Annotated in this window: 21 protein-coding genes; 9 read left to right on the top strand and 12 right to left on the bottom strand. The window is 65.1% G+C overall.

Annotation, left to right across the window (positions count from 1 at the left end; all coding sequences use genetic code 11):
• The first annotated feature begins 119 nt into the window (after positions 1–119).
• Positions 120–4,046 carry an RHS repeat-associated core domain-containing protein gene (locus VNW53_RS11760; RefSeq protein WP_325555854.1) on the top strand — a complete coding sequence of 1,309 codons (3,927 nt, stop codon included), beginning with the start codon at positions 120–122 and terminating at the stop codon, positions 4,044–4,046.
• 408 nt (positions 4,047–4,454) lie between these two features.
• Here the strand turns inward: VNW53_RS11760 and VNW53_RS11755 are convergent, their stop codons facing one another.
• Positions 4,455–4,937 (bottom strand): hypothetical protein, encoded by a 483-nt coding sequence (locus VNW53_RS11755; RefSeq protein ID WP_325555853.1) that lies wholly within the window; start codon positions 4,935–4,937, stop codon positions 4,455–4,457.
• A gap of 3 nt (positions 4,938–4,940) precedes the next feature.
• Positions 4,941–5,261 (bottom strand): hypothetical protein, encoded by a 321-nt coding sequence (locus VNW53_RS11750; RefSeq protein ID WP_325555852.1) that lies wholly within the window; start codon positions 5,259–5,261, stop codon positions 4,941–4,943.
• 226 nt (positions 5,262–5,487) lie between these two features.
• On the opposite strand from VNW53_RS11750, the gene VNW53_RS11745 reads away from it, so the two are divergent.
• Positions 5,488–6,078, top strand: a complete 591-nt coding sequence (locus VNW53_RS11745; RefSeq protein WP_325555851.1) for a hypothetical protein — start codon at positions 5,488–5,490, stop codon at positions 6,076–6,078.
• A 125-nt stretch (positions 6,079–6,203) separates the two neighbouring features.
• Here VNW53_RS11745 and VNW53_RS11740 read toward each other — a convergent pair whose 3' ends face one another.
• Complete coding sequence (locus VNW53_RS11740; RefSeq protein WP_325555850.1) at positions 6,204–6,791, bottom strand: hypothetical protein; 588 nt, start codon at positions 6,789–6,791, stop codon at positions 6,204–6,206.
• A 551-nt stretch (positions 6,792–7,342) separates the two neighbouring features.
• Between VNW53_RS11740 and VNW53_RS11735 the strand changes: the two genes are divergently transcribed.
• Entirely contained in the window at positions 7,343–7,549 is a 207-nt protein-coding gene (locus VNW53_RS11735) for a hypothetical protein (RefSeq protein WP_325555849.1), read from the top strand.
• A 345-nt stretch (positions 7,550–7,894) separates the two neighbouring features.
• Here the strand turns inward: VNW53_RS11735 and VNW53_RS11730 are convergent, their stop codons facing one another.
• Positions 7,895–8,821, bottom strand: a complete 927-nt coding sequence (locus VNW53_RS11730) for a PEPxxWA-CTERM sorting domain-containing protein (protein WP_325555848.1) — start codon at positions 8,819–8,821, stop codon at positions 7,895–7,897.
• Positions 8,822–8,980: 159 nt separating this feature from the next.
• On the opposite strand from VNW53_RS11730, the gene VNW53_RS19895 reads away from it, so the two are divergent.
• Positions 8,981–9,940, top strand: coding sequence for a PEPxxWA-CTERM sorting domain-containing protein (locus VNW53_RS19895; RefSeq protein WP_414693276.1), 960 nt, complete (start codon positions 8,981–8,983; stop codon positions 9,938–9,940).
• A gap of 493 nt (positions 9,941–10,433) precedes the next feature.
• On the opposite strand, the gene VNW53_RS11725 is transcribed toward VNW53_RS19895, so the two are convergent.
• Entirely contained in the window at positions 10,434–10,790 is a 357-nt protein-coding gene (locus tag VNW53_RS11725; protein WP_325555847.1) for a hypothetical protein, read from the bottom strand.
• 258 nt (positions 10,791–11,048) lie between these two features.
• Here VNW53_RS11725 and VNW53_RS11720 point away from each other — a divergent pair, with 258 nt between their 5' ends.
• The gene (locus tag VNW53_RS11720) at positions 11,049–11,237 is read left to right on the top strand and encodes a hypothetical protein (protein ID WP_325555846.1); all 189 of its coding nucleotides are present in this window, start codon (positions 11,049–11,051) and stop codon (positions 11,235–11,237) included.
• Positions 11,227–11,502, top strand: coding sequence for a hypothetical protein (locus tag VNW53_RS11715; protein WP_325555845.1), 276 nt, complete (start codon positions 11,227–11,229; stop codon positions 11,500–11,502). The genes VNW53_RS11720 and VNW53_RS11715 overlap by 11 nt, the downstream gene beginning before the upstream one ends.
• A 376-nt stretch (positions 11,503–11,878) precedes the next feature.
• On the opposite strand, the gene VNW53_RS11710 is transcribed toward VNW53_RS11715, so the two are convergent.
• The 4 genes from VNW53_RS11710 to VNW53_RS11695 form a co-directional block, all read right to left on the bottom strand.
• Positions 11,879–14,368: a hypothetical protein gene (locus VNW53_RS11710; RefSeq protein ID WP_325555844.1), complete on the bottom strand. Its 2,490-nt coding sequence runs from the start codon at positions 14,366–14,368 to the stop codon at positions 11,879–11,881.
• A gap of 249 nt (positions 14,369–14,617) precedes the next feature.
• Positions 14,618–15,223: a hypothetical protein gene (locus tag VNW53_RS11705; protein WP_325555843.1), complete on the bottom strand. Its 606-nt coding sequence runs from the start codon at positions 15,221–15,223 to the stop codon at positions 14,618–14,620.
• Between the two features lie 3 nt (positions 15,224–15,226).
• Positions 15,227–15,955: a hypothetical protein gene (locus tag VNW53_RS11700; RefSeq protein WP_325555841.1), complete on the bottom strand. Its 729-nt coding sequence runs from the start codon at positions 15,953–15,955 to the stop codon at positions 15,227–15,229.
• A 701-nt stretch (positions 15,956–16,656) separates the two neighbouring features.
• Positions 16,657–16,965: a hypothetical protein gene (locus tag VNW53_RS11695; RefSeq protein ID WP_325555840.1), complete on the bottom strand. Its 309-nt coding sequence runs from the start codon at positions 16,963–16,965 to the stop codon at positions 16,657–16,659.
• Between the two features lie 186 nt (positions 16,966–17,151).
• Here VNW53_RS11695 and VNW53_RS11690 point away from each other — a divergent pair, with 186 nt between their 5' ends.
• The gene (locus VNW53_RS11690; protein WP_325555839.1) at positions 17,152–17,592 is read left to right on the top strand and encodes a hypothetical protein; all 441 of its coding nucleotides are present in this window, start codon (positions 17,152–17,154) and stop codon (positions 17,590–17,592) included.
• Positions 17,593–17,926: 334 nt separating this feature from the next.
• Here the strand turns inward: VNW53_RS11690 and VNW53_RS11685 are convergent, their stop codons facing one another.
• From VNW53_RS11685 to VNW53_RS11675, 3 genes are all read right to left on the bottom strand, one after another.
• On the bottom strand, positions 17,927–19,795 hold the full coding sequence (locus VNW53_RS11685) for a primase-helicase family protein (RefSeq protein ID WP_325555837.1): 1,869 nt from the start codon (positions 19,793–19,795) through the stop codon (positions 17,927–17,929).
• Complete coding sequence (locus VNW53_RS11680; protein ID WP_325555835.1) at positions 19,792–20,004, bottom strand: helix-turn-helix transcriptional regulator; 213 nt, start codon at positions 20,002–20,004, stop codon at positions 19,792–19,794. Before VNW53_RS11680 ends, VNW53_RS11685 begins: the two co-directional genes overlap by 4 nt.
• Positions 20,005–20,172: 168 nt before the next feature.
• Complete coding sequence (locus VNW53_RS11675) at positions 20,173–20,775, bottom strand: hypothetical protein (protein ID WP_325555833.1); 603 nt, start codon at positions 20,773–20,775, stop codon at positions 20,173–20,175.
• 113 nt (positions 20,776–20,888) lie between these two features.
• Between VNW53_RS11675 and VNW53_RS11670 the strand changes: the two genes are divergently transcribed.
• Both VNW53_RS11670 and VNW53_RS11665 read left to right on the top strand, forming a co-directional pair.
• Complete coding sequence (locus tag VNW53_RS11670; RefSeq protein ID WP_325555832.1) at positions 20,889–21,098, top strand: helix-turn-helix domain-containing protein; 210 nt, start codon at positions 20,889–20,891, stop codon at positions 21,096–21,098.
• A gap of 4 nt (positions 21,099–21,102) precedes the next feature.
• On the top strand, positions 21,103–23,721 hold the full coding sequence (locus VNW53_RS11665; RefSeq protein ID WP_325555831.1) for a phage tail tip lysozyme: 2,619 nt from the start codon (positions 21,103–21,105) through the stop codon (positions 23,719–23,721).
• Positions 23,722–23,814 lie beyond the last annotated feature (93 nt).

Genomic DNA, 23,814 nt, shown 5'->3' with positions numbered 1-23,814 from the left:
TATCCATGACTTTCTGGTGCCCCTACGGATACAAGCCGTCGCTGCAGGGCTGTTTCAAGGTCTCACAGCCTCCAACGCCAATCTGCATTCCGTGCTTGATGGGGCATGTCCTGGATTTGGTGACCGCGGGCGATCCGGTCGCCTTGGCGACCGGGGACCTCAACGAGACCGAGGTGGACTTCGAGACGGCGGGGCCACATCCATTCCGGTTCGGGCGATCCTATTCCTTCCAGAACCCCACGCCGTCCACGCCGGGGGTCGCTGGACGGACCTCAGCCGTCACGAGCGCCAGTTTCGGCATGAACTGGAGCTCGGTCATTGACCGGCGGCTCGACGATTCGTCGGGTTATTGGGATGTCGTCTCGATCGAAGGCGGCCAGCGCTTCGTATTCGCAGGCGGCTCGCCACACTCCGGCAGCCGGCGGGACAGCCTGACCCATCCCACATCCACCACCTGGGTCTGGACATCCGCCGAAGGCGAGGTCAGCACCTTCACACAGCTCGTCTCCGGCGGCCCAGGGGTTGTCACTAGAATCACCGAGGTTGGGGGGCACACCCTGACCTTCAACTACGACACCTCCGGTGTCCTCCAGACCATCACCGACGACCTGGGCCGCACGGCGACCGTCACCTGGAACGGGGGAAAGGTCACCCATATCGACTTCCCGGACGGCATCGGCATCGACTACGGCTATGCTGCGGCGACCTCTCCCACCGGATTGGCCGTTCAGAACCTGACCAGCGTCGCGCGGACGCAATCGGGCGTCACGCGGACTGTCTCCTACGAATATGAGGATGCGGCATTCCCCAATGCGTTGACCGGCATCACCGACGAGCGCGGCGTCCGATATGTCACCTGGACCTATGACGACGCCAATGGGCGCGTGACGAGCTCTACCCATCCGGGCAGCGCCGATCTGACGACGATCACCTACGACGATACGGCCATGACCCGGACGGTGACCAACGCGCTCGGGAAGCAGTCCACCTACACCTTCGGCAATCCGGACGGCATCACCTGGATCCTCACCCACGTCTCCGGTGCGGCCTCGACCCATACGGCGGCCGCGAGCGCCTCCTTCTCATTCAATGGCTCGGGCTTCCCAACGAGCGCGACCGACGAGAACGGCAACGTCACTCAGTACACCTACACGTCCGGGTACGAGACGAGCCGGACGGAGGCCTATGGCACGGCTCAGGCGCGGACGATCGCGACAACCTGGAACACCACCTTCTCCCTGCCGAGCCAGGTGACTGAGCCGACGCGGACCACGAACTACACGTTCGATAGCTTCGGCAATGTGCTGACCAAGGTGGTGACGGACACCACGACGTTCACCTCGCCCTATACGACCAACGGGCGGACGCAGACCTGGACTTATACCTATACGACGGCGGGCCTGCTCCAGACCGTTACCAACCCGATCACGGGGGTGACGACCTATGCCTACGATACCGGCGGCTTCCTTGCGAGCGTGACCGATCCGCTGAGCCATGTGACGTCGATTACGGCGCGCAACGGACGGGGCAAGCCCACCACCATCGTCGACCAGAACGGGATCACCACGACGCTGACCTATGATCTGGACGACCGGGTCTCGACGGTGACCGTGAACCCTGGCGCGAGCCAGTCGCAGTATCAGCTCGCCTACACCAATGCCGGCGACATCTCCCAGATCACCCTGCCGGGCGGCGCCTATCTTCAGTACACCTACAATGACGCGCGGCGGCTGACGCTGGTCACCAACGACCGCGGCCAGACCCAGGCCTTCACCTACGACGCCAATGGCGACCGGCTGACGGCGCAGACCAAGGACGCCGCGTCCACCCTGACCCAGCAGGAGACGGCCACCTACGACGAGCTCGGCCGGATGTTGCAGCAGATCGGCGCTGGGTCGCAGACCTGGACCTTCGCCTACGACAAGCTGGACAATCAGGTCCAAGCCACCGACGCGCGCAGCAAGGTCTACGGCGCGACCTTCGATGCGCTGAACCGAGTGATCGTGCAGACCGATCCTGAGAGCCACAGCGTCCACTACGCCTATGACCCCACCGACACGCTGAACGACCATAAGGACGGCCGGAACCTGGACACCGCCCGCGTAGTCGACGGCTTCGGCCAGACGATCCGGGAAACCAGCCCGGACCGCGGGACCCTGACCTACTGGTACGATGCGGCCGATCACCTGACCAAGGTGGTCGATGGTGACGGGGTCGAGGCGGACTACGCCTACGATGTCGCCGGTCGGCTGACTGGGTCGAGCTATCCCGGCCACTCCACTGAGGCGATCACCTACACCTACGATGCGACCGGCGGCGGCAACGCGGGGGTCGGCCGGCTGACGGGGGTAACCGAGGAATCCGGCTCGACCGGCCTGACCTATGACGCCCAGGGCCGCGTCATCACCGACGCCAAGACCATCCAGACCCAGAGTTATGCGGTGGGCTACGCCTATGACGCAAACGGCAAGGTGACCCAGATCACCCTACCGTCGGGCCGGACGGTCTCGTACACCCGCGCGGCCGACGGGCTGATCACGGGGATCGCTACCCAGGCGACGCCAACCTCGTCGTCCCAGACCGTGGCGTCGAGCGTCACCTACTTGCCGTTCGGGCCGTTGCAGAGCCTCGCCTACGGCAACGGGCTCAATCTCACGCGGACCTACGACGCCAACTACTGGCTCTCCCGGACCCAGGTGACCGGCGGTCTCGGCGTCACACGCCTGGACCTGAGTTTCGGGCGCGACGCCAACGGGGCGCTGACGGGCGTCACGGACAACGCCTCCACCGGCCGCGGCGCGACCTATGGTTATACCGACGCTGGGCGCCTGAACTCGGCGACGGGGCCGTGGGGCGCGGACGCCTACACCTATGACGCCGCGGGCAACCGCAGCGACATGACGCGGACCATCGGCGGCGTGACGACGCACGCCACGCCGATCCTGGCGTCGACCAGCAACCAGGTGACCCAGGTCCACGACGGGGGCGGCTCGACCACCCGGACCCTCACCTACCGGACCGGCGGCGACCTCTCGCAGGACGCGGTGACGTCGGGGGCGACCTACAGCTACACCTACAACGCCCGCAAACGGGTCATCGACGTGAATGTCAGCGGCGTGGACGCGGGCTCCTACGGCTACGACTTCAAGGGTCAGCGTGTGTGGCGGACGTCAACGGCCACACCCAACCCGCAGACCCACTACATCTTCGACGAAGCGGGCCACCTGCTGGCCGAGCACAACGGTGCGACCGGCGCGGTCCTGCGCGAGTACGTCTGGCTGGACAACATGCCGGTGGCGATGATCGACTCCACGGGAAGTTCGCCGGCGATCTACTACATCCACACCGGCCAGATCGAAGAGCCGCAGATGATGACCGACGCGGGCCAGGCGAAGGTCTGGGATGCCTACGTGGAGCCGTTCGGCGCGGCGCAGACCTTCGCGACCGGTCCCGATCTCGATCTGCGACTGCCGGGTCAGTTCGCGCAATCCGAGACCGGTGTCGCGATCAGCCAGAACTGGAACCGCGACTACGACACGAGCTTGGCGCGGTACATCGAGGCGGACCCGCTCGGGATCGCCGCCGGGCAGAATGTGTATGGGTACGTCGATGGGAGACCGACCTATTTGGTCGATAGGAACGGCCATATCGGACTTTCCGGCCTCGTGCTCGGTACGATCAGCGGAGGCGTTGGCGGTTACATTTCAAGCGGTGGGACGCTGAAGGGAACATTGAGCGGTGCTGCTGTCGGTGGAGTGGTTGGGCTCGTTCTGCCGACTGAAGGTGTTTCTGCCGTCTTTCTTGCGAACACCGTCGCCAGCTATGCTGGCCAGTTGGTGGGCAACATAGGTTGCACGCCGCGCTATGCCATCGAGCACGCCTCGGTCAGGGTAGCCCTACTCGCAGGCGCCACCTCAATCTTCGGGAATCTAATCGGCGCATCAGCAGAGGCCGGAAAGGTCTACACTTCCATATGGGAGGGTGCTGCTGCTGGCGCGGGTGAAGCAATCGGGGCGCAGGACCCAAGTTACAATGGTTATCGATGAAATATAGTCGAACCCTGGCCCTCCTAGTCGCATCTTGCATTGTCGGTGCGTGGCTGACCCTCGCGTTGGTCCTCACGGACGCCGCACTGGTGAGGCTAGGAATCTATGACTTCGAAGGCACCCTCTGGGGCCTGCTTGGCACGTTTGTAGTCCTCGGGGTTTTGGCTGGCGCTGGATCGCTGATCGCTCGAATTCCGGGCTCCGACCGTCTCAGATTCCCTCTCCTGTTGGGCTGGGAGCGCGGACGCCCCGGACGGAGTCGTGCCCTTCTTTCGGAAGTTGGGCGCGCCTTGATGTTCCGGTGACCTAAGTAGCAATGGCCCCGCGCTCAGAAGTATGCCTTCGCAACGTCCGAGATGGGTCGAAAGCCGCATTAGCTTCCGACCGCAAAGCGGACCGTCGGATGCATTACCCCACCGCACCTCCCACCACGGCCACAACGATCTCCCGCGGTGGCACCTTGCCGGCGTTGATGCACGCCTCCGCGACTGCCACCTGAGAGGCGGTGATCCGCCCAGCGCCTTGGGCGACGATGGCCTTCGCCATGAACTGGTCGCCAAGCTCTCGCACCCGTCCGCGCTGGCGCATGGCCTTCGTCATGGGCTTGGCGTCGTCGCGCTTAAGCGACGAGACCTCATCCTTGAGATCCTCGATCTGCTCGCTCAGGGCGGTGATCACCTTGGTGACCTTGTTGAACATCTTCAGGACAGCGACGTGATCAGGACCAAGTTGGCGTTGACCGCCCGCCTCTTCACCACCGGCTTCAGCGATGCGCTGGTCGTCTTCCGCGGTGTCCAGCGTACTGGCCATTGCCTTAGCGATCTGCGGGTAGTCGGCACAGATTTCATCTAGGAGCGCTTCGAACGCGCTCTTGGGCACTTTGCTCGTCACGGCTCAACCCCACTCGTCGTAGTGCTCGCCCCTCATGACCGCCTTCACGATCTTGGGGGGCGGCGCCTTGCGGGCGTTGATGCTGAGCTCGGCCGTCGTCAGGTGCTGGCTGGTGATATGCCCAGCCTTGTGGGCCTTCAGAGCCTTCGCCATGAACTCCGGGCCACTGATCATTTCGCCCGGCGCCTCGTCGTCGTCCTTCGGCGAACCGAAGGCCCCGGCCACCGTTGATTTCGTCATCTGCGGGGGAGCGCCATAAGCCTTGGCCAGCTCATCATTGAGCCGATCCAGGCCAGCGTTGAATTCGTCGGTGTGGTCTCTCATCTCAGGTTCCTCAAAGTAGCGGCCCGTTCCTCCGAGCCGGGCCGCACCATGCAGCCGCCGACGAAGATATGTTCACGACCAGGCGCGTCGTGATCGCAGGATGATGGCGTCGCGAGTTTGGCTTCTCGCGGCGTTCCTCAACTGGACCCCCGTCGCGAACCCGGTCGCGGCGGGGGTTCTTTTTTCACGGATTGCGGCCGTCGCGAGAGACCGGCTAGGCTTTGCCATGGCCGAAGCTGATGAGGCGCGCGCCGCCGAACTCGATTTTATCGAGACGCTCTACGGGGACCCGCTTCGGCCCGCGACCCTGAAGGCTGGGCGCAATCTCCTGTTATTCAGCCTGCTCCAGGTGGCGGTCGTCAAATTCGGCGCCCAGGTCTCGTCGACGTCCCTCTTCCCACTGACCTTCAAGCATCCCGATGTCCTGCCGACGGTGCTGACCGCCCTCGTCGTCCTCTCGTTGGCGAACTTCACCATCCGCGTCCTCATGGAGATCGGGCTTCTCGTCGAGGTCGAGCAGCGGATTACGGCCTTTACCTGGCGTGTGCAGGTCGAGGCGGCCCGAAAGGCTGCCCGAGACGTGGACGCTAGTATGGACGATCGCGGTGACGAAGATCCGGACCCCTGGTGGAATGACTACTACAAGGTTTGGCAGGCCGCCCAGTCAGCAGTGGAGACTGTCGATCAACGCCTCGGACGCACCAACTTAGTCCGGGCAGTGAGATATTTGCGCGCCGCAGCGGAGGCGTTGATTCCCGTCGCGATCGCGCTTTGGGCGATAGCCCTAGCAGCCCCCCAGCTCCGTTGGCCCGCCTGAACGCCGTCGAACCCTACAAGAAGCGCGTCGCGGTCCGAACAGCCATCCCCGATAGCGGCACACCTGGCGGCAGCCCTCGCTGCGGGCCGGCGCGGGTGGGTCGACCAGGGCGCCCGCGGGGCGCTCTACCGCCACCGACCCGGCACGAGCGCCGAAGTCCCGAACAGCAGCGCCCGATGCCGTTCAATCTTCCGATGAACGCCGCTCCCATCCGGCGCCACGGCGGCGGCGGTGCGGTTGCTCTCGGCCACAAGCTCCGGTTCCGCAGGCCGTTGGCGGCCGCAGTCCGCGCACCGGCAAATCGCCGGCGATCGAACGCTCCGCAGCATGGTCCCGCGGCAGGGGCGGCAGCGGAAGTCAGTGAGGTGCCAACCGTCAGCACCCGCCTCCTCCACCGTCACCTGATCGGCCTCGGTGGCGAGGTCATTCGCCGGCTCGAACGGATCCACCTCGAGCGGCGCCATGCCGCCACCGGCCCAGCCGAATGCGATCTCGCCTTTTGTGGTGCGCGAAATTCGGAGAACAGTCTCGGTCAAACTGCACGTGGCCGGGTCGAGAAACCGGCGGGCGATCCCGTCGACTTCTACCATGACTTCGAGCTTATGCACCGGCCTCTCCAACAGTTCGATCGGACGGTTCCCGCGGGCGTTCTTGCCGGCCTTCATCTCGCGCTGTCTATTGTAACAGGACACGCAGACGCGATTGCCGATCATGCGCGTCGTGCCCTTCGAACAACGGGGACAGATGTCCACGCCATACCAAGTGGAGTAGCGCACCGGTGCATACCCGGCGTGAGGCGCGCCGATCGGACAGCCCCGACAGGCTGCGTACCGATCGGCGGCCTCACCCGTCGCCGTCTGGGCTTGCACCCAGCGGCTGGCGCACCCCGCCATGGAGAGGGTGGCGTGGTAGGCGTCGCAGCGGAAGAACTTCAGCCCAGGGGCGCTCTCGATGGCGCTGTAGACGACGCCGTCGGCCTCTCGTGGAGGTCCCGCCGGCGGTGGTAGCTCCTCGATTTTTCGGCGTCGCGGCAACCGTGGCCCTCCTGACTGATACCGTGAGGTTGGCGTCACGGCGGAGGCGTCGGAGTGTGTGTGGTAGAATAAATCGGAGGGCCGATTAATTCGGCTGCGGATTTTCCGGGGCGGCCGCGAATTATGGTGATCGACCGGCACTGTCGCCCGTCGATCACCTGTCATGGACCAGGCCGCTGAACGCCTGGACAGGCAGGATCACGCTCTCCATTCAGTCCCAGGAAAACGCCTTGACCGAGCCAAGACACGGCGACCCGCTCGATTATCCTGACATTCCCGGCGACAGCGGCCTGAGCGCCGAATATGACGAGGCGACAATGTCGCCGGGCGTGAAGGCGGCGATCGCCAAGCGCAAAGCCGAGAAATTCTCGACGATCGTCCTGGTCGACGAGCTCACGCGATTCCTAGATAGCCTGCCAAAGGCGCGGAGGCCATGAGTGCGGCGGTCGACTTCCCGTTTGGAAGCTCGACCGCCTATCCTGGGCGATGGAAGGCAAATGGGATTTCGGCCCACAAGGGCGCTCTTCATGTCGATCAGCGCGGATATGCCGGCGGCCTTGGCGATCGGTCGTGCCGCAAGGGGGGCGGTCCCAGTGTCCTTTGAAGCCCCAAGTCGCCACTTCGGGATGCCGAGCCTGGGGGCATGTCGCGAAAGCGCAACCTCCCCGAGTGCGCTAAAGGGGAAAATGGGCTTCAACCGCCCGATCCGGGCCATAGTTTCCGGACATGACGCGCCGCCGTTCTTCGGATCGGCGGCGCGTCAAAGTGATCCGTGGTGCCTGCTAGGCAGCGGCCTTCCGCGCGGCCCGAACCGCCCCGCCGGCCAAGCCAAATCCGCCGATCATTAGAATCCAGGTGGCGGGTTCGGGAACGCTAATTAGATCGATGGCGATCTGACCGTTGCCGGCCCCGACCCCGGAAGCCTCGTGAGTGTTCGTGAATCCGGCATCTAGGTAGGACGTGCCTCCGGTTCCGCCGGCTGCTTGGAAGCAGCATGCGGCGTCGCCACCGCTATAGCCGCCGCCGCCGCCGCCTCCATTGTAACCGCCGCCGCCACCACCGCCGAACCCTCCGGTCGGGTAGTCGTAAAATTCGAATGGCGTTGGGGGGACGTACCCAAACGTATTGCCGCCTTGGAATGTCGGCCCGTTTTGACCTCCCAGGCCGTATGGGTAGTGGCCCGCCTGAAGAACGTCCCCGCCCGAGCCCCCATCCTGGCCCGCAGACAGCCAACCAGCACCGCCCCCTCCAGCGCCGCCAGGCCCCCCGGGGCTCGAGCCGCCGCTTCCGTCGCCCTGGCTAACTAAGCCCGCTCCGCCCGGAAGCCGCGTGAAGAAATCTCCTCCGCCACCTCCACCAGCAATAGCGAGCGGCGATGCGGCGCCCTGGACGAACATCCAACTCGCTCCGCCGCCACCCGCCGCAGTTTCGCCGGAGAAGGTGGTTCCGGTCCCGCCCACCACGATCGAATATGAAGTCCCGGCGGTGAACTGGACCTCTCCACCGACCTGCGCACCGAGGCCGCCAATTGCAACGCCAGCCCAGGTGCCTCCTTGAGCGCCCCAGAGGTCGACCTGATAGAGGCCTGTCGTCGGAACCGTCCAGCTTTGTACGGAACCGGTGAAGTCGAAGAGCGTCGTCGCTTCTGCGTGACCAGCGAATGCCAACGCCAACGCCGCGCCTAGTGCCGACAGCTTCATTTTCTTCATGGTCGCGCCCGCCCCCAGTATGCTGAATCAGCCTTCGCGCTCGATGGGCGAAAGTCAACGAGGGCACCTCCAGCAGCACGCGCCTCGCGAGTGGTTCCCGTTGACTCGCGTTAACCTTTCGGCGTTCGCTGGACCCTCAATGGCTGGGGAACCGGTTCAATGGGTAAGTTGTGGTGTTGGGCGCTGAGCGCAGTGGCGATTTCGTGGGCGCTTCCCGTAGGCGCCACGACGACATTCGATTTCACCGGGTCTGTGCAGAGTTGGGCGGTGCCGACGACGGGCATCTACCAAATCGACGCCTGGGGCGCGCAAGGCGGCGGGAATCAAACATTCCCGGGAGGCGCAGGCGCACATGTTGGGGGACAAATCACTCTAGCCGCCGGAACCTCGCTGTCTTTGGTCGTTGGCGGCGCGGGCAAATGGGGTGGGGGCAATTACGCATACGGCGGCGGCGGCGCGTCCTGGATATTCGTCCCCGATGCTTCTGATCCGCTTTTGGTAGCGGGGGGCGGCGGCGGTAGTTCCTGGATTGGCTATCCAGTTCATGGCGGCGGCGCGGGTCAGATAACCACGGGCAACGGCTTCGGCGGTCAAGGAGCAGACGGGGGCGGGGGTGGAGGTTGGTTAGGACCTGGCTCTGATGGCGGCCCACCCAGGAACTTTGCTCAGGGAGATTTTCCTATCGGAACCGGCGGTCAGGGACCTGGCTCATTCCTCGGCGGCAACACGACCGGCTGCGACAACGGGCATCCCTATGAATGCGGGACCGAACAGGGCACCGGCGGCTTTGGCGGCGGCGGCGGCGCGGGTTGGAATGTTGGTGGCGGGGGCGGCGGCTACACCGGCGGCGACTCCTCCACAGTCCATGGAGGAACTGGTGGAAGTTCCTATGTGGCGGCGGCCTTTACGAACACGACGCAAGAAGCGGGGTCTCATTTGGGGAACGGAATACTGACGATTGACTTCATCGAAGCGGTCGATTCAGTCCCCGAACCCGCCGCCTGGGCGCTGATGATCGTCGGGTTCGGCGTGGCAGGTGCCGCGTTACGTCGGCGCCGCACCGGGCACGCCCCGGGCCTCCTGGACAAGGCTCGTCATGTACGAGGGGGCGCGGGCTAGTCCCTGAAACGTTTCAGCCGAAAGCGGCTGACCCCTCGGCCGCCGGAGTGAAGGCGCACACGCATAAGCAGAAGGCGCGCTCCTCAAACACCTCAGGTTTCGCGAGAAAGGGGAATCCTCTTATGGTGACGATCCCGGGATACTCCGGGGTCTTCTGCATGGGGGCGTGATGTTTCGCCGATCGATCCTATTTGCCGCCGCACTCTTAGTCGCCGGGCCTGGCTTTGCGCAGCCACCGGCGAGCCCGCAAATTCAACAAACGGTCGTTCTCAGTTCATTCGATGCCGGGACAGACACCTATTCCGGCTTCGTAAATGTAAACGCGGCTCCATGTCCCGGCACCACCTTCAGCCTGAACGTTGGGTTTTCGGGGGCCAGGAATGCCGACGCTGCTCGCGATCAGGTGAAGGCCAAGGTCGCGAAGATCATTGAGGACATCAGGCAAGAAGCAATGCACTGCACCTCTCGATAAGCTGGTTCAGCCAGTCGCCGCTCACGCCGCCCACGCCGACGTCCGCACGCCACCGCGGTTCCGGCTGTAGCGACCCTCGCCCTTGGTGACCGACCGCGGCGTCACCGGGAAGGTGAAGGTGAGCGCCAGGGCGTCGGCGATGTCCGGCGAGCGGCCCAGCCGGTCCTTGATCTGGTCCTTGGACTCGATCTGGATTTTGTCGCCCTTGAAGAAGAAGGTCGGCGTCGTCAGCTCGCCCACCAGCTCCGGATCGTTCGGCAGCGCGCCGCCGCCCTTCACCCACTGTGCGAGCGCCCACCAGATCTCGGCCCGCTTGTTCACGAAGCCCCCGTTTATTGGCGTGCCGGCGAACTCCACGCCGATCGGGCGACGGGCCATCGACTTCGGCCAAGCGGTCCAGCACCATGCGGGGGCGTGGGGTGAGGACAGGCCTGGACATCACCGGACCCTTCTCAACGTGGCGGGGCGGCTTGACTCAATCCAGATACCGCAGCTCACTCGCGCAACAGTTGTGTCGGGGGAACAATGTTGAAGACGACCGCGGCCTGCGTCGCGATTTTCACACTTGTTGGCGCCGTGCAGGCCGATGCCTCGGTGATATCGCGCTTTCGGGGGCGGCCGGCAGTAAAGCTCTGCGTGGCTGCCACGAAGTCTTACCCGGAGAAGTTCGAGTACGCCTGGTGCTCGAAGACCAAGAAGAAGGGGTGCGCTGAGTACCAGTGCATGACCTGCCAACCGGACGGGACGTGGACGGAGGCGAAGGAGTGCAAGCCTGGGCCGGACGTGAAGATCCTCCCGGCTCCGGCGCCGAAGGGTGATCATTGAGCAGGGGGTCACGATGAGTGGTTTGGCGGAGATTCGGGCGCGTCTCGCTCGTCTTAAGGCGAACGGCCGGGAGCCTCGGCAAATTGTGATGTCGACCGCGGCATGGGACGCGCTCAAGGCCGAGTACGTGGCCGAGACCGGGCGCGATTCGTCGTTGGTGATCTCTGGCCGCGAGGTGCTCGGCGCGCCTTTGGAGATACACGCCGACATGCTCACCATCGCCATTGAATGGGAGAGCGAGGAAGAGAGCGGCATCGACGAGTAGCTGAACTCTCCGGCGGGGCCGGATGAGCTGGGACGGTCGGTCATGCTCTCGCTCCCTGGATAGCAGACGTCTCGGACACGCCGACGACGCGGATTTTCTGAAGGGTCTCGCGGGGCTTTGCACCGTGGACTTCCGGGCTCCGGGCCAAGGCCCGCATCCCACCGCCCGCTTTCCTGCCAGATGTCTACGGGCGCCGCCCATCGGGCTGCCGGCCAGTTCGCGCCAGCCGGCGTATCGGGCTGGGACCAGGCTTCGAAGGTTCGGCCCCGGAGCCGGATGTGGAGGCCGGCCCTCCGGTGCGCTTCACGTCCGGTGGCGGTCCAGATAGTGCAGGAGGCCACCGAGGATGGCCGCCGGATCGTTGAGCCGCCGCAACCTATACGGGGAAGGTCGCGTCTGAGAACGTCGGATACACAACCGGCACCGCCGAGGCCGCTCCAGCGAGCGCGCCGATGTAGTCGGGGTTCACCGTGTCGTAGAGGTTCCCGAGTACGTCGTAGCACTGCAGGCTGGCCGCGCGGGCTGCCTTGTGGGCCGCAAGCTGCCCCGACGCGTTCGGCCGGAAGTCGGCGGACGCCACAGACGCGGTCACGCCGTTGAACAGCGCATTGAAGGTCGACCAGATGAAATCCGTCGTCGCATAGGGCGGGTTGGCGCCGCCGTTCACGTGAGCGTTGTTCTGGACCTGGACGATGGTCGTGGTCTGCCAGGGGGCGCTGTCATACTGGACGTAGTCCCAGATGTTCCGCAGCATGCCGGTGCGCGGCCCGATCTTCTGAGTAGAGGAATTATCCTCGATGAGGAGGCCGTTGTCCGAGGTGCAGTCGATCGCCGCCGTGTGGTCCCCGATCAGCCGGGTTCGATTGAGGTTCGCTGGGCCGCCGGTGCCGGTGAGCTGCTGCCAGGATTGGTTGGTGGCGAAGGACAGGAACGACGCGATGATGATGTCGCGCGCCAGGTTGGTCCCGTTGTTGGCATCGTTGACTTCGATGTGGAAGTGGCCGGTCGACCAGTGAGACTGGGTCTCGATGCAGCGCAGGCACAGGAAGTTCTCGGCGCCGCCGCCGAACGACAGGATGTGCATCCACTCGTTGTGGCTGTCGATCGTGCTGTAGAGCGGGATGTTGCCCGCCTTCAGGTTCGGGGAGTCGTAGGGGTTCTGGTAGTAGTTCGTCCGCATCAGCGTGTAGGCGCAGAAGTTCGCGCCAAGGCCGCCACTGGTCCACGTCGCCGTGAAGTTGGGCTGCGCCGCGATCCAGTTGACGAGCTGCTGCATCGTCGCGGCCGAGCAGCCGGTCGCCGCCGTGCCGATCACTGGGTCGGTGTAGAACCCGGGATTGATGATGCTGATTGAGCCCACCGTCGTCCCGTCGACGACCAGGCTGAAGGTCGGCGTCCCGGTCTGGGTGGTCTCGGCGGCGAAGTGCATCACCGCCACCGTCCCGGTCCCGGTGTAACCGACGCGCATCGCCTCCTTGTTGGCGATCAGGTAAGTCCCGTCGAAGCCGCAGGTGTAGTTCTCGACGATGACGTGGCAGTTGTCGTGCGGGTTCGAGAGGCCGTTGACGCGCTTGCTGCGATAGTCCTGCAGCGCCCCGTAGCCGAAGGTCACGTATTCCTGGACGCTGTCGATCAGCGAGACGCAGACCCGGCTCGGGTTCTGGAGGTACATCGGCCCAGGCCCGATCCCCGGGTGGCTGGTCACGATCCCGCCGGGCAGGCCGTTCCCGTAGACGTGGAACATGTCGTTCGACGTCATCGCCGAGTTGGTGATCTTGGCCCCGTTGAGGACGAAGGTCGCATCTTGCGCCTGGGTCATCAGGTTGTTGAAATTGGCGTGGTCGATCCGTAGCGCGCCGTGCGCCTGGCCATCGGGGGTGGTGCCGTTCGCGCCGCCGTAGAACTCCCAGTTATTGACCCCCAGGAAGGCGTCCCAGGACGGGATAGTGACGGTTGATCCGAACTGCCCATTCCGGGTGACCGGCGTGTTGTAGGGGTCCCAGGTGGAGTTGTGGTAGAGCCGGGCGCTGACCCCCGACGCGGCACGCACCCGCGAGGCCGGAGCCCCGCCCGCACCCCCCGAGGCGTTGACGAAGGTCGACGGGATGCCGAGTTCGTTATTCGCGTCGTGCAGGACGATGTCCCAGTGCTCGGCGGTCCCGGCGTAGATCGCGGACATCAGGGCGTCGCGGCAGGCCCCGAACGTGGTGTAGTCGCCGGTCCCGTCCGCCTTGACGTGCTTCACGGCGTCGAACTGGTTGGGGCGGGGGAAGACCCAGAAAGGCATCCAGGCACCGCTCTCGCCGCTGTCGACCGGAGCGCGGTAGCCGGTCACCGACGTGTCGGCCGGGACGATGTTGCTGTTGAGCGTGCCGTCCTGCCAGCCCAGGGTCCGGGGCTGCATGGTGTTGTCATTGGGCGTGGCCGTGGCGAAGACTCGGGCCACATAGCCGGCGCCGCGCTGGCCAGCCGGAACGCGGAGATAGAACCAGTAGGCGACGCGATTCTCGTAGAGGCCGGTGGAGCTGTCGTAGACCGATTGCTTGGTCCGCTGCACCCGCTGCGTCGTGCCCTCGAACCAGATGTCGACGTACTTTACGCCGCCGACGCACTCCGCCTCGACCGCCATGAGCATGTCCGTCCCGGCGACGACTTGACCGCGGTAGCCATAGATCCAGCCCATCGCCGGCTTGCCGCCGCTTTGCCCGATCCGAAGTGGGTCAGTTGGCGGGGTCCCTCCGGAGAGCTGCGTCCCGTTGTAGTTCGTCGAGGGTGTGATGACCGGGATGGCAACCGGCGGCGTCACGGTGAAGGTGAAGGTGTTGACGCTGGTGACGAAGCCGAACTTCGATTCCGTGATGGTCAAGGTGACCGGACCATCGGTCCATGCCGTCAGCCCCCTTAGGACTGCCGTGCCGTTCACGTTCAGCACAAAGCGGCCATCGCCCGGCGAGATGGATAGCGTCGAGCCTGGGGTCCTCCCTGTGACCGTGGCCAGCGTCGCACCGGCCCCAACGTTGTCCAGGGAGGTCAGGCTGCTCAGGCTCAAAGCATTGAACCTCTGCAGGCTTCCGATGCGTGAACGCAGACGAAAACGACTCGTCATCCATTTATCCTAGGAGAGACCGGAGAAGCCGCCGCCGTTCGGCAGAACGAACGGGGTCGAGCCGAAATTGATGTGCCAGGTCTCGCTCGTGGAGTTCTGGCTGAAGGCGAAATAGTACGGCCCCGGCATGCCACCGCCGTTGACCGGATACGGCCCATAGCGGCCGCGCGGGGTGACCAGATAGGCCAGCTTCGCGTCGACATCGAATTCCATGGCGACGGTGTCACCGGGCTGGGGGGTGTCCCCGGTGTTCCCGCCGCCCCCGACGACCTGATAGGTGCCTGGGAAACCGTCCGAACCGAACCCCCAGCTAGACCACGTGTTGCCGAGGAACTGGCCGTCCAGGGTCCAGCTTCCATCCACAAAGCCCCAGGACCCCGTGTGCGTCGCCCCGAAGGTGATTTCGCACTTGTACTTTCCCGTAGCCACGGGGATCAGACCGCGCACGGCGCTCTCCGCCGCCGTAGTCGTGTACGTCAGCTTGTCGGCACCCACCGACGCAGACGCACCCTTGTGTGCGGGATCTAGCGTCGTTGCCGCGATGACCCCGCCGCCGGCTGCGGCCACCTTCTTCGGGATTAGAAGCGCGCGTCGAGGCCCAAGAAGCAGCGCCATGGGCTAGTCCAGCATCGCTTTGGCAACCACCTTGATGTCCGTGCTCGACCCCAAGGTGGGCGTGGCACGCACGATAAGCGCCGCGTAGAGCGAGCCGGCCGCGGTGAGATATTGCTGGGCGAGGCCGCCGATGCTGGCGACCGATGCGACGTTGCCCGCGTACCAATTCGCCGAGGTAATCGGCACGACGAACGCGACCTTATCGAAGTCAGCCGGCGCCAGGACGAAAGCGGCGTTGTCCGTGATCGTGCTCGAGGTCGGATTGTCGTTGAAGACCCACAGTTCGCCGGCGAAGCTCTGCGCGGACTTGCATTGGATCGTCAGGCTCTCGAAGATCCCGCTCAGGATGCCCGTCCGCCCCATCCCCGCGAAGGTCATCATGCCGCCGATACAGTCACCGGTGCTGTAGGCCGGCGATATCGATACCGCCGGTGCGACGGAAGCCACTGCTGCAGGCGGCCCCTTGACGTTCACGTCCGAGGTGTCGGTCGCGGCGGCGACCAGAGCGTTCAGCGCAGTAAGCGCCGCGGCGTCCTTCACCCGCAGATTGCCGTTGTCGTCGAGGCTCAGGGGTTCTGTGGAGCCCTCTGCATATGCCGGCGCCGAGGCGGTCGCGACCGCACTGACGCTCGCACCGCCGGCCACCACTTCGACGAGGGTGGCGCCGGTCGCTTTGCGCCCCGCCGGCGCAAACGCTTGCCCTGTGGCCTGATCGACCAGTGCTGCAGACATTCCTCACCTTTCGACCGCGTAGATCGGCATCCCGAAATGGAGCGCCTTGGCCTGTCGCCGCCACGGGGAGATCCGACCAGGAATCCTCCGTCCTAATCGGCGGCGTTGCATCCGGTGTAATCTCACGACCAGCTAGGGTGGTTGGGGAGCCCGGTCCCCCGGCGTGGGTTGGGCCACAACTGGCGTGCTCTTCGCGGAGACGGCGGCCGCGTGCGGGAGGGTTGCGACGGAAATTCGGCCGGCCGAGAAATCGACAGTCGCAGGCCGAATTTAATTCAGCGCCGCGCCGGCCGTTGTGGTGTCGCCAGAGGTGTCATGGTGGTGTCAACGAGGCCGGCTCGGGTGTCACGAGCTAGGAGGCGGATTTTCGAGACTGGCACGCCTAGTGGAGCTTGCCGCGAAATGTCACTCTGGGCCGGCACCTGGCCGGGCCACAGACTAGCGAGGCAGTCCGTCGATAAACACGCGCTTGGAGATCTTCGACCATCCCGGGTTCATCCGGACTCCCGACCCGGGATTGGCCCGCAGGTAGTCCGCCACCTCGTCGAGCGTCGACAATAGGACAGGGCGCATGTTGGCCCCGGAAGGCAAGCACGCGTAGAGCCCGTTAGGGGCAGGTTCAGCCCTCTGAACGACGGCACCGTTGATGATCCTTTCGATACGCTCAACCGGCATCATTTCAGCTCCGCCAGAATTGCGCCTTAGCCGACCTGTGCTGCCGCGAGTTCGTCCGCCGTCATCGAGCCGCCTGCAGGCGCCAAGTCGGATTTTCGCAGCGCGAATTCCAGCCGCTGGTCGATCGACGCCATCAGGTATGCGGTACCACCAACGAGCACGATGCTCGACCCTGACACGAGGCCGCCAAACGCCACCACCATTCCAGGTATGGTCGCGCCGTCGACGCCGGCTTCGCTCGCAAAAATGCCCAAGGTCATTGCCGCGCACACTGCGAAGATGATCCCGCCCAGGACGACGAAGACGGCGGCGGCGAACCTGATCAGGTCTCTCATTTCCAAGCCCCGAGTTTCAGTCGCCGCGAGCCTGGCCCTCCCCCCTGATTAGTCAAGGTTGCTCGGCCGGCGACATCACCAGCGGCGGTCGTCGAAGTGTCACCACCGGCCGCCGACGGAATTTCCCCGGACTGATCAGGTCGCGTGTGCGTAAATTCGGCCGGGACCAGTTGGGGGAGAGACGCCGTGCGATTTTCCATGGTGATCGCCGCGTTGGCGGTGGTGAGCGTCGGAGGGTGCCAGAAGTCGGCGCCCGTAGTGGACGCCCACGCTGACCAGGCACCGGCGGCGGAGAACCTGGCGCAGGAAAATGCCGCCAGAGCGGCCGACGCCGCGGCCGACGGCAATGCGGTCAGTGCCGGAAGCGGATCGGCGGCGGCGGCGCCGGCGGCCGCTGCAGGTGATCGGAAGTGGTACGTTGTGGAGGCTGGCTGCACGCCAGTCGAGACGACTCTTGCGATGGCAAAGCCAACGCTGCTGCCCCAGTTGGAATCCGGCGCCTCGTCTGACGAAGTTGAAGTGGATGATGGTGTGGCGAGGCTGCGCCACTCCGGCCCTGAGGGCGGGATGCTCGTCTTCGTCCGCGGTTTGGACGCATGCCGGAACATGAGTAAGCTGATCCATTAGAGCCTGCCGGCAGCGGCAAGGCGAGGCACGGGCGGCACCGGCTCAATGAGCCTCATCATGAACGCTGCCTGTTCCGAAAAACTCGGGGAATTTCAGAGAAACGCTCCAAGTTTTGGCCCTTGGAACAGGCGGAACACCCGGAACAGGTGGGCAAATTCCCCATGTGGGATACGACTGGTTAGCTGGCTCGGATGACGGCTCTCAAGAGGCCAAAGCTGCGTGTGGGAAAATACCTGTTCCACCTGTTCCACCTGTTCCACCCAGGAAATATCTAGAAGAAACAACCAATTATAGTGTGACCGCTGGAACAGGCTGGCACACGCGTCACATGGTGTTAGGTCCGCCCAACAACGGCATCGCCCCAGTCGATGGTATGGCCGATGAACCTCTGGAAGGCCGTCCGACATTCCTCAAGCGATGGGAAAATGTAGGCGCGTCGGCGCTCCCCGTTCAAACGGGGCTGGCTGCTGCGCAGATCAGGCAGCATCTTCCGAAGCTCTGTGCCGATTTGCTCGGCGCTCAACGGATCGCCATCGTGGCGTCGCCGTTCTAGCCATTTGGCCAGCCGATCACGGAGTTCCTCCCGGCCGACCTGGACGTACCCGTGCTCCCACTTCTCTTGATCCGAGAGATCGCCCTCTTGGAGCCGCTCCAACCACCAGCGCGGCAGTCCGCGAAGTGAAGCGAGCTTCTGTTCGGCTAGCCCCTTGGTCTGCGGCACCGCGCGGACATCGAACCCCGCCAGATCGAAATTCTGGAGATAGTGAAGCAGAGCTGCTGGTCCCCGCCCTTCGATCTCCGCGTACAGTGCGCCGAAATACCGCGTGTCGCCGCGCCGTTCCTCGGACGCCTCCAGCACGAAGAACCGCCGCTCGTCGAAGGTCGCCGGGACAACCCACGACGCATTGGCGGAAATGAAGAAGCGCGTGAAATTCGGCACCGAGACGCCATCGACGCCCTTGCGCTCGATGAACACACTGGGTGCTGTAATCAACGATTTCAGGTTTCCCTCGGCGCGGTGGTCGCCCGCCCAGAACGCTTCTTCCACGCGGAGGATGAGCGCGGAGCTGAGGTGGGAATTGAACCTCCCTGTCACCTGGTTGGGATCTGAAACGCCGGGTGCGTGGCGCGAGCCCACCATCCGGCTGACGTATTCCGCAGCAGTGTCCTTGCCCGCCCCCTTGAGCCCGCGAACAACAAACGCCACCCCGGGCTTTTCCCAAGGCCTCTGAACCATATGGGCAAGCCATCCGAGCGCGTAGAGGTAAGCCGTTTCGTTTCCCCGGCAGATGACATCGGCGAGGTGGTTGAGGAACAGCTCGCAACTGGCGAGCGGGTCCGGGGCGACGCCCCAGCCGCGCCACAGATTCAGGGTCCCGGCTTCGGGTTCTCGGCCGGGCGAGAATGTCACGCCGTTCTCGTAAGTCCGGCGCATCGGCGACGCTTTCCACAACTTCGAGATGGGAGCCGGCTTGCCGTCGAGATCGACACGTTCATTATCGGTCAGGCTGTGGAAATCTCTCTCGAGCATAAAGTCGACCCTGTCCGACTTCTCGACGGCGACCATTAGCCGGGAGCCCATGCGCACGAACGCAAACCGCTTGTTGAACGCGTGGATGGCGTCTTCAGCTTGGGGATATTCGCGGGCCTGCTGAGCTTGAGCGGGCGCGGCACCGCCAGCGCGACCGCGAGGCCGAAGCTGGACCACGGTCGCTGGTGCGGCCGGGACAACCGTCAGCGTCGAGCCCGCGGCGGCACTCCCATCTGAAGGATCCGCTTCGACAACGGCGGGCACCCTCTCCTGAAGTTGTGGCAATCGCACCTTGGCGATGGTCCATAATTCCGAAGCGACCCTGAGGGTGACCACCTCGCCGTTCCTCACCGCCGCAATGTAATCCGCGAACACTAGGCCGCGCTGTTCGATGAGAGCATGAGCCTCGTCGGATGCCGCACGGAACGTGTCCCTGATTATGTCCCGATCAGCCTCGGACAGTCTCACCGGGAGGTTCTTCTTGTCGGCGATCGCGTCATTCCCCGCCTTCGTCATCGCCGCGACGTCGTACACAACTGCGCAGCGGCCCGGCGACTCGATCTTCTGCAGCGCGTCGAGGCCGCCCTGCAGGTTGGGCGATGTCGTCATCGCCTCCTGCCACTGCTCCGGCGGGACGTCATCGTCGCGGTCTTCGAATAGGTCGCGGTTCATTTCGCCGCGGCCATCTTCTCGGCAATCCATGACCGCACCTGAGATTCAGGCGTGCCGACGCGGCCCGCGGTGAGGCGCACCGGCGCGGGAAATTGGCCCGTCTTCACGAGGCGCCAGCGGGTCACGTACGAAAGCGATGTCAGGTCTTTCACGACCGGCTCGGGTAGCAGCCGCTCTGGAGGTCCATCGCTCATTTCAACCTCTTTCATTCGATCCCAAGGCTGCTCAAAACCTCCCATGCGGGAGATGACCGCGTCGCGAGGATAAGCGGGTGAAAACGGGTACATGCGGGGACCAACGCGGTATTTTGGAATTCACCGGGATACAGCGGACGCTGCTGGGATATTTCTCGGTCCGGCGCGCGATTTCCGGCGCTCTTAGAAGTCGACAAGACACCCTTCGGCTCGGGCCTCGGCCACCAACAACGCCTCAGTCGGTGTCCGGCGCGCCGTAGGGCCAGTGCGGCCGCCGCCGTGAAAGGCCGTAAGCTCCACGAACGTGGCCCAAGCCCGTGAACCGCCTCGAGGGAACTGGCGGCGCACCTGAGCGTATGCGGCGACCAAGCTTCGAATCCGCAGCCACCAAGCCGTCTCCAAGTCCGACGCCGGCGCCGTGTTGCGCACGGCCTTCGTGGACTCCCGGAGGGCGTCCGTGATGGATGTCGGCGGTACGCTGCCATGGAGCACGGCGCGAACGTCCCAACTCGCGTAGGCCGCTTCCCAGGCAGCGAATGCATGGATGCCCGGCGAGGCAACTACATCGGCGAGCAGGTGAAAGTACGGGCTGCCAGAATTTTCGGCGTACCGGTGCAGCTCCTCGCTGAAATCGACCCGCGCCATCAACTCGGCGTCGTCGATCTCCCCCCAGGCCGCGGCCTCAAGGTCGTGCGGGAACAGGATCTCGGCGGCTTCGTCCGCCTCGGCGAGGTCTTCATCGGATGGTTGGAAGTCGCTTGTGGCCTGATGTTCGGCGGTGTGCATGGCGGTACTCCTCACCGCCAAGTTCAGGTCACGACGCACTGAGGTCCAACGCAGCCCAAGACCGCTCAGCGTCGTGACGCAAAGCTCTCTGAGAAATCGGAGGCCCACCGTCCATGTCTGAACGCTACCTCACCGTCGCCGAAGTCGCTGCACGCCTGCGGATCTGCCGCAACTCAGTCTACAACTTGGTTGACCGCGGGGAGCTGCCGGCACCCGTCCATTTCGGCAGATCCGCGCGCTGGAGACTCTCCGAACTCGAGGCTCACGAGGCGAAGATCGGCGCCGCTCGTCACCGACTTGGGCTGACGCCAGTCGCGGCCTGATCCAATGGTCCAAGAAGTCAAAATTCCCATCCGGGCGGATACCGGCGGCGCCCAGCGCGCCGCGGAGGATCTCGCCGGATCCTTTGAGGACGTCGCCGCCGCCGTCGCCGGCATTGCCGGCGCTACGCAGACCGCGAACCGCGGCTTCGCCGACCTGCTGCGGCGCGCCCGTGAGACCCGTTCCATGCTGTCGCGCGAGTTCGGTACGCCGATCAGCGGCGGCGACGCCACGACGTTCATGCGCAACTTCGCCGGCATGCAGCCGCGCTCGGCGAGCCTGCGCGGCTTCCGAACCGAGCAGGACTGGTATGCCGGACACCAGGGGCTCTTCAGTGATCAGCGGCGAGCCGCGGAGCATCGTCGGCGCGTCCTGACCTACGGAATGCAGGGCACCCAGTTCGCCGGCTCCGGCGTGCCGAACCTCGGCGGCGGCGGCGGGGGCGGAGGTGGTGGGGGCGGCGGCGGTGGCGGGTCGTCCTTCCAGGGCGGCGTCCATCGGGCGATGAACAGCGCCATGGGCTTCGGGCGGTCCATGCTGGCGCTGGCCGGCATCAGTTCCGTCATGGGCATGGCGACCCGGTCTGTGGACCTCGCCACCGAAGAATCGACCGGCTTCGACACGCTGAAGCGCCGCATGGGCGACCTTGGCGTCGACTTCGACCGGCTGCGTGATCAGGTCCGCGGAGCCGGTGTCGGGCTCGGGGTCAGCTTTGTCGAGCTCCAGCGGCTGGGGAACGCCTATGCCGGCGAGGTCGGCAACATCCGCGCCGGAGACAACATCGGCGGCCGCCTGCGCACCGGCGTGGGGTTCGCGCGCGCCTATGGCATCGACCCCATGGAAGGCACGCAGTTCTTCGGCCAGATGGCGCGAAACGGCATCGGTCGCGATGATGCCGGAGCACGCCGCCTGGCGCTCCTGATCGGCGATGCGGTGGCGAAGAGCGGCTACACCGGCAAGGTCGGCGAGCTGCTCTCGGCGATCGCCGACTACACCCAGGCGAACGCCCGGGCCACGCTGGGCGTCTCGAATGTCGGGGCCTATGCGAACGCCCTGACGTCGCTGACCTCGCGCGGCCTGCCGGGTCTCGATCCCGCCGGCGCGGCCGCGCTGATCGGCACCGCCGACTCCGCCATGCGGCGCGGCGGCGCGATGGGCGAGGCGTCGATGAACTTCATGTATGCGGCCCTGCGGAATTCGTCTCCGGGGATCAAGCCCGTCGACGCGCTGGCGCTCATGGAGGGTGGCCTGTTCGGGACGACGCGCGGCACCTTCGGTTCCGGCCCGCTGGCTGGGATGATGGGCCGGGGAGTTGGCCTCAACGACAAGACGAACTTCGAAAAGGTGATCCCGCAGTTCCGGCGCTTCTATGGCAACGGCGGCTATATGCTGGACGCCGTCAAGAACACGTTCGGGCTGTCGTCGCATGCCCAGGCGGCGGCACTGGTCGGACTTCAAGACCAAGGCCTGTTGGGAACCTCCGCGGCGATGCTGGGGCATGCTGGCATAGATCCGGCCTCACTTAGCGCTTCCGGCTACGCGACCATCGGGCAGATCGCCAACACCCACGGCATGGGGAACCTTCAGGCGCTCGCCGGCCAGATCGGCGGCCGCGGCGACCTTACGCCGGCCGCGCGCCAGAAGTTCGCCGAGGCCGTGGCGAACGCCATGAAGAGCGGCAACGAGGACACCGTGCGTCAAGCCATGGCGGGCGCTGTGGCCGGTCTTTACCAGGAGAAGACGCCAGGCAGCGAGACGCGCCAAGCCGTGGTCGACCTGACTGACAAGATGACCCAGGCCGGCGCCGGGCTGCTGCAGGTGCTGAATCCGATCCGCGACGCCGTGGTGCAGATGGCTGAGAAAATCGCGCCGGGCTACGTCGATACGTCGGGCGGTCGCGCTGTTGGGACCGCGCCATGGGCCGGCGGGAACCTCGGCGCTGGCAAAGCAGGCAGTGCCCAGCGCTCGGTGATCGAGAAGGCCATGATGCAGTACTACATGGCCGGAGGTCGTACCCGCGCCCAGGCGGCCGCGATCGTCGGCGCAGGCATCGAGGAAAGCAACCTCGATAGCCATGCGCTCGGCGACTACAAGAACGGGCGACCGACAGCGTTCGGCATGTTCCAGTTGCATGCGAACCGCTGGAAGCCGTTCCTGAAGTGGGCTCAGGCGAATGGGCTGGATCCGTGGAAAACCAGCTCGCAAATGCAGTACGCCGAGGTGGAGTTGGGCGGCAGCGAGTGGGATGCCGGCAACATGCTGGCCACTGCTGGCGACGATCCGCGCAAGGCCGCTGCTGCGATGGTCCAGTTCGAGAGGCCAAGCGGTTACAACCGCGTCCTCGGCAACTATACGGACGCGAAGGACTGGTCCGGCCGCTACGCCCAGACCATGCGCCTGGCCTCCGATGGCGGCTCGGCCGGCCGCACCACGGTGCACGGCGATATTCACGTCACCATCAAGCAGCCGAACGGCTCGACCCAGACGCACAAGGTGCCGGTGCGACCCGTCAGCGCCCCGGCGGCCGCCGGAACCATCGCTCCGGATCCGGCCACAGTCTCACCAGGGGCGGCCCCTCGTGTCGGCGCGATGAGCTATCCCACTGACGTGGACTATGCCCGATGAGCAGTCGAGCCGCGATTGTCCTCCGACCAAGGTCGTCGTTGCCCGGGTTGCTCGACTTCATGCACCCTATCTCTGCGCACCCGGTCAGCCGCA

The sequence above is a fragment of the Phenylobacterium sp. genome, assembly GCF_035569475.1.
Classification (GTDB): domain Bacteria; phylum Pseudomonadota; class Alphaproteobacteria; order Caulobacterales; family Caulobacteraceae; genus Phenylobacterium.
This window is presented reverse-complemented; position numbering and strand designations above follow the sequence as displayed.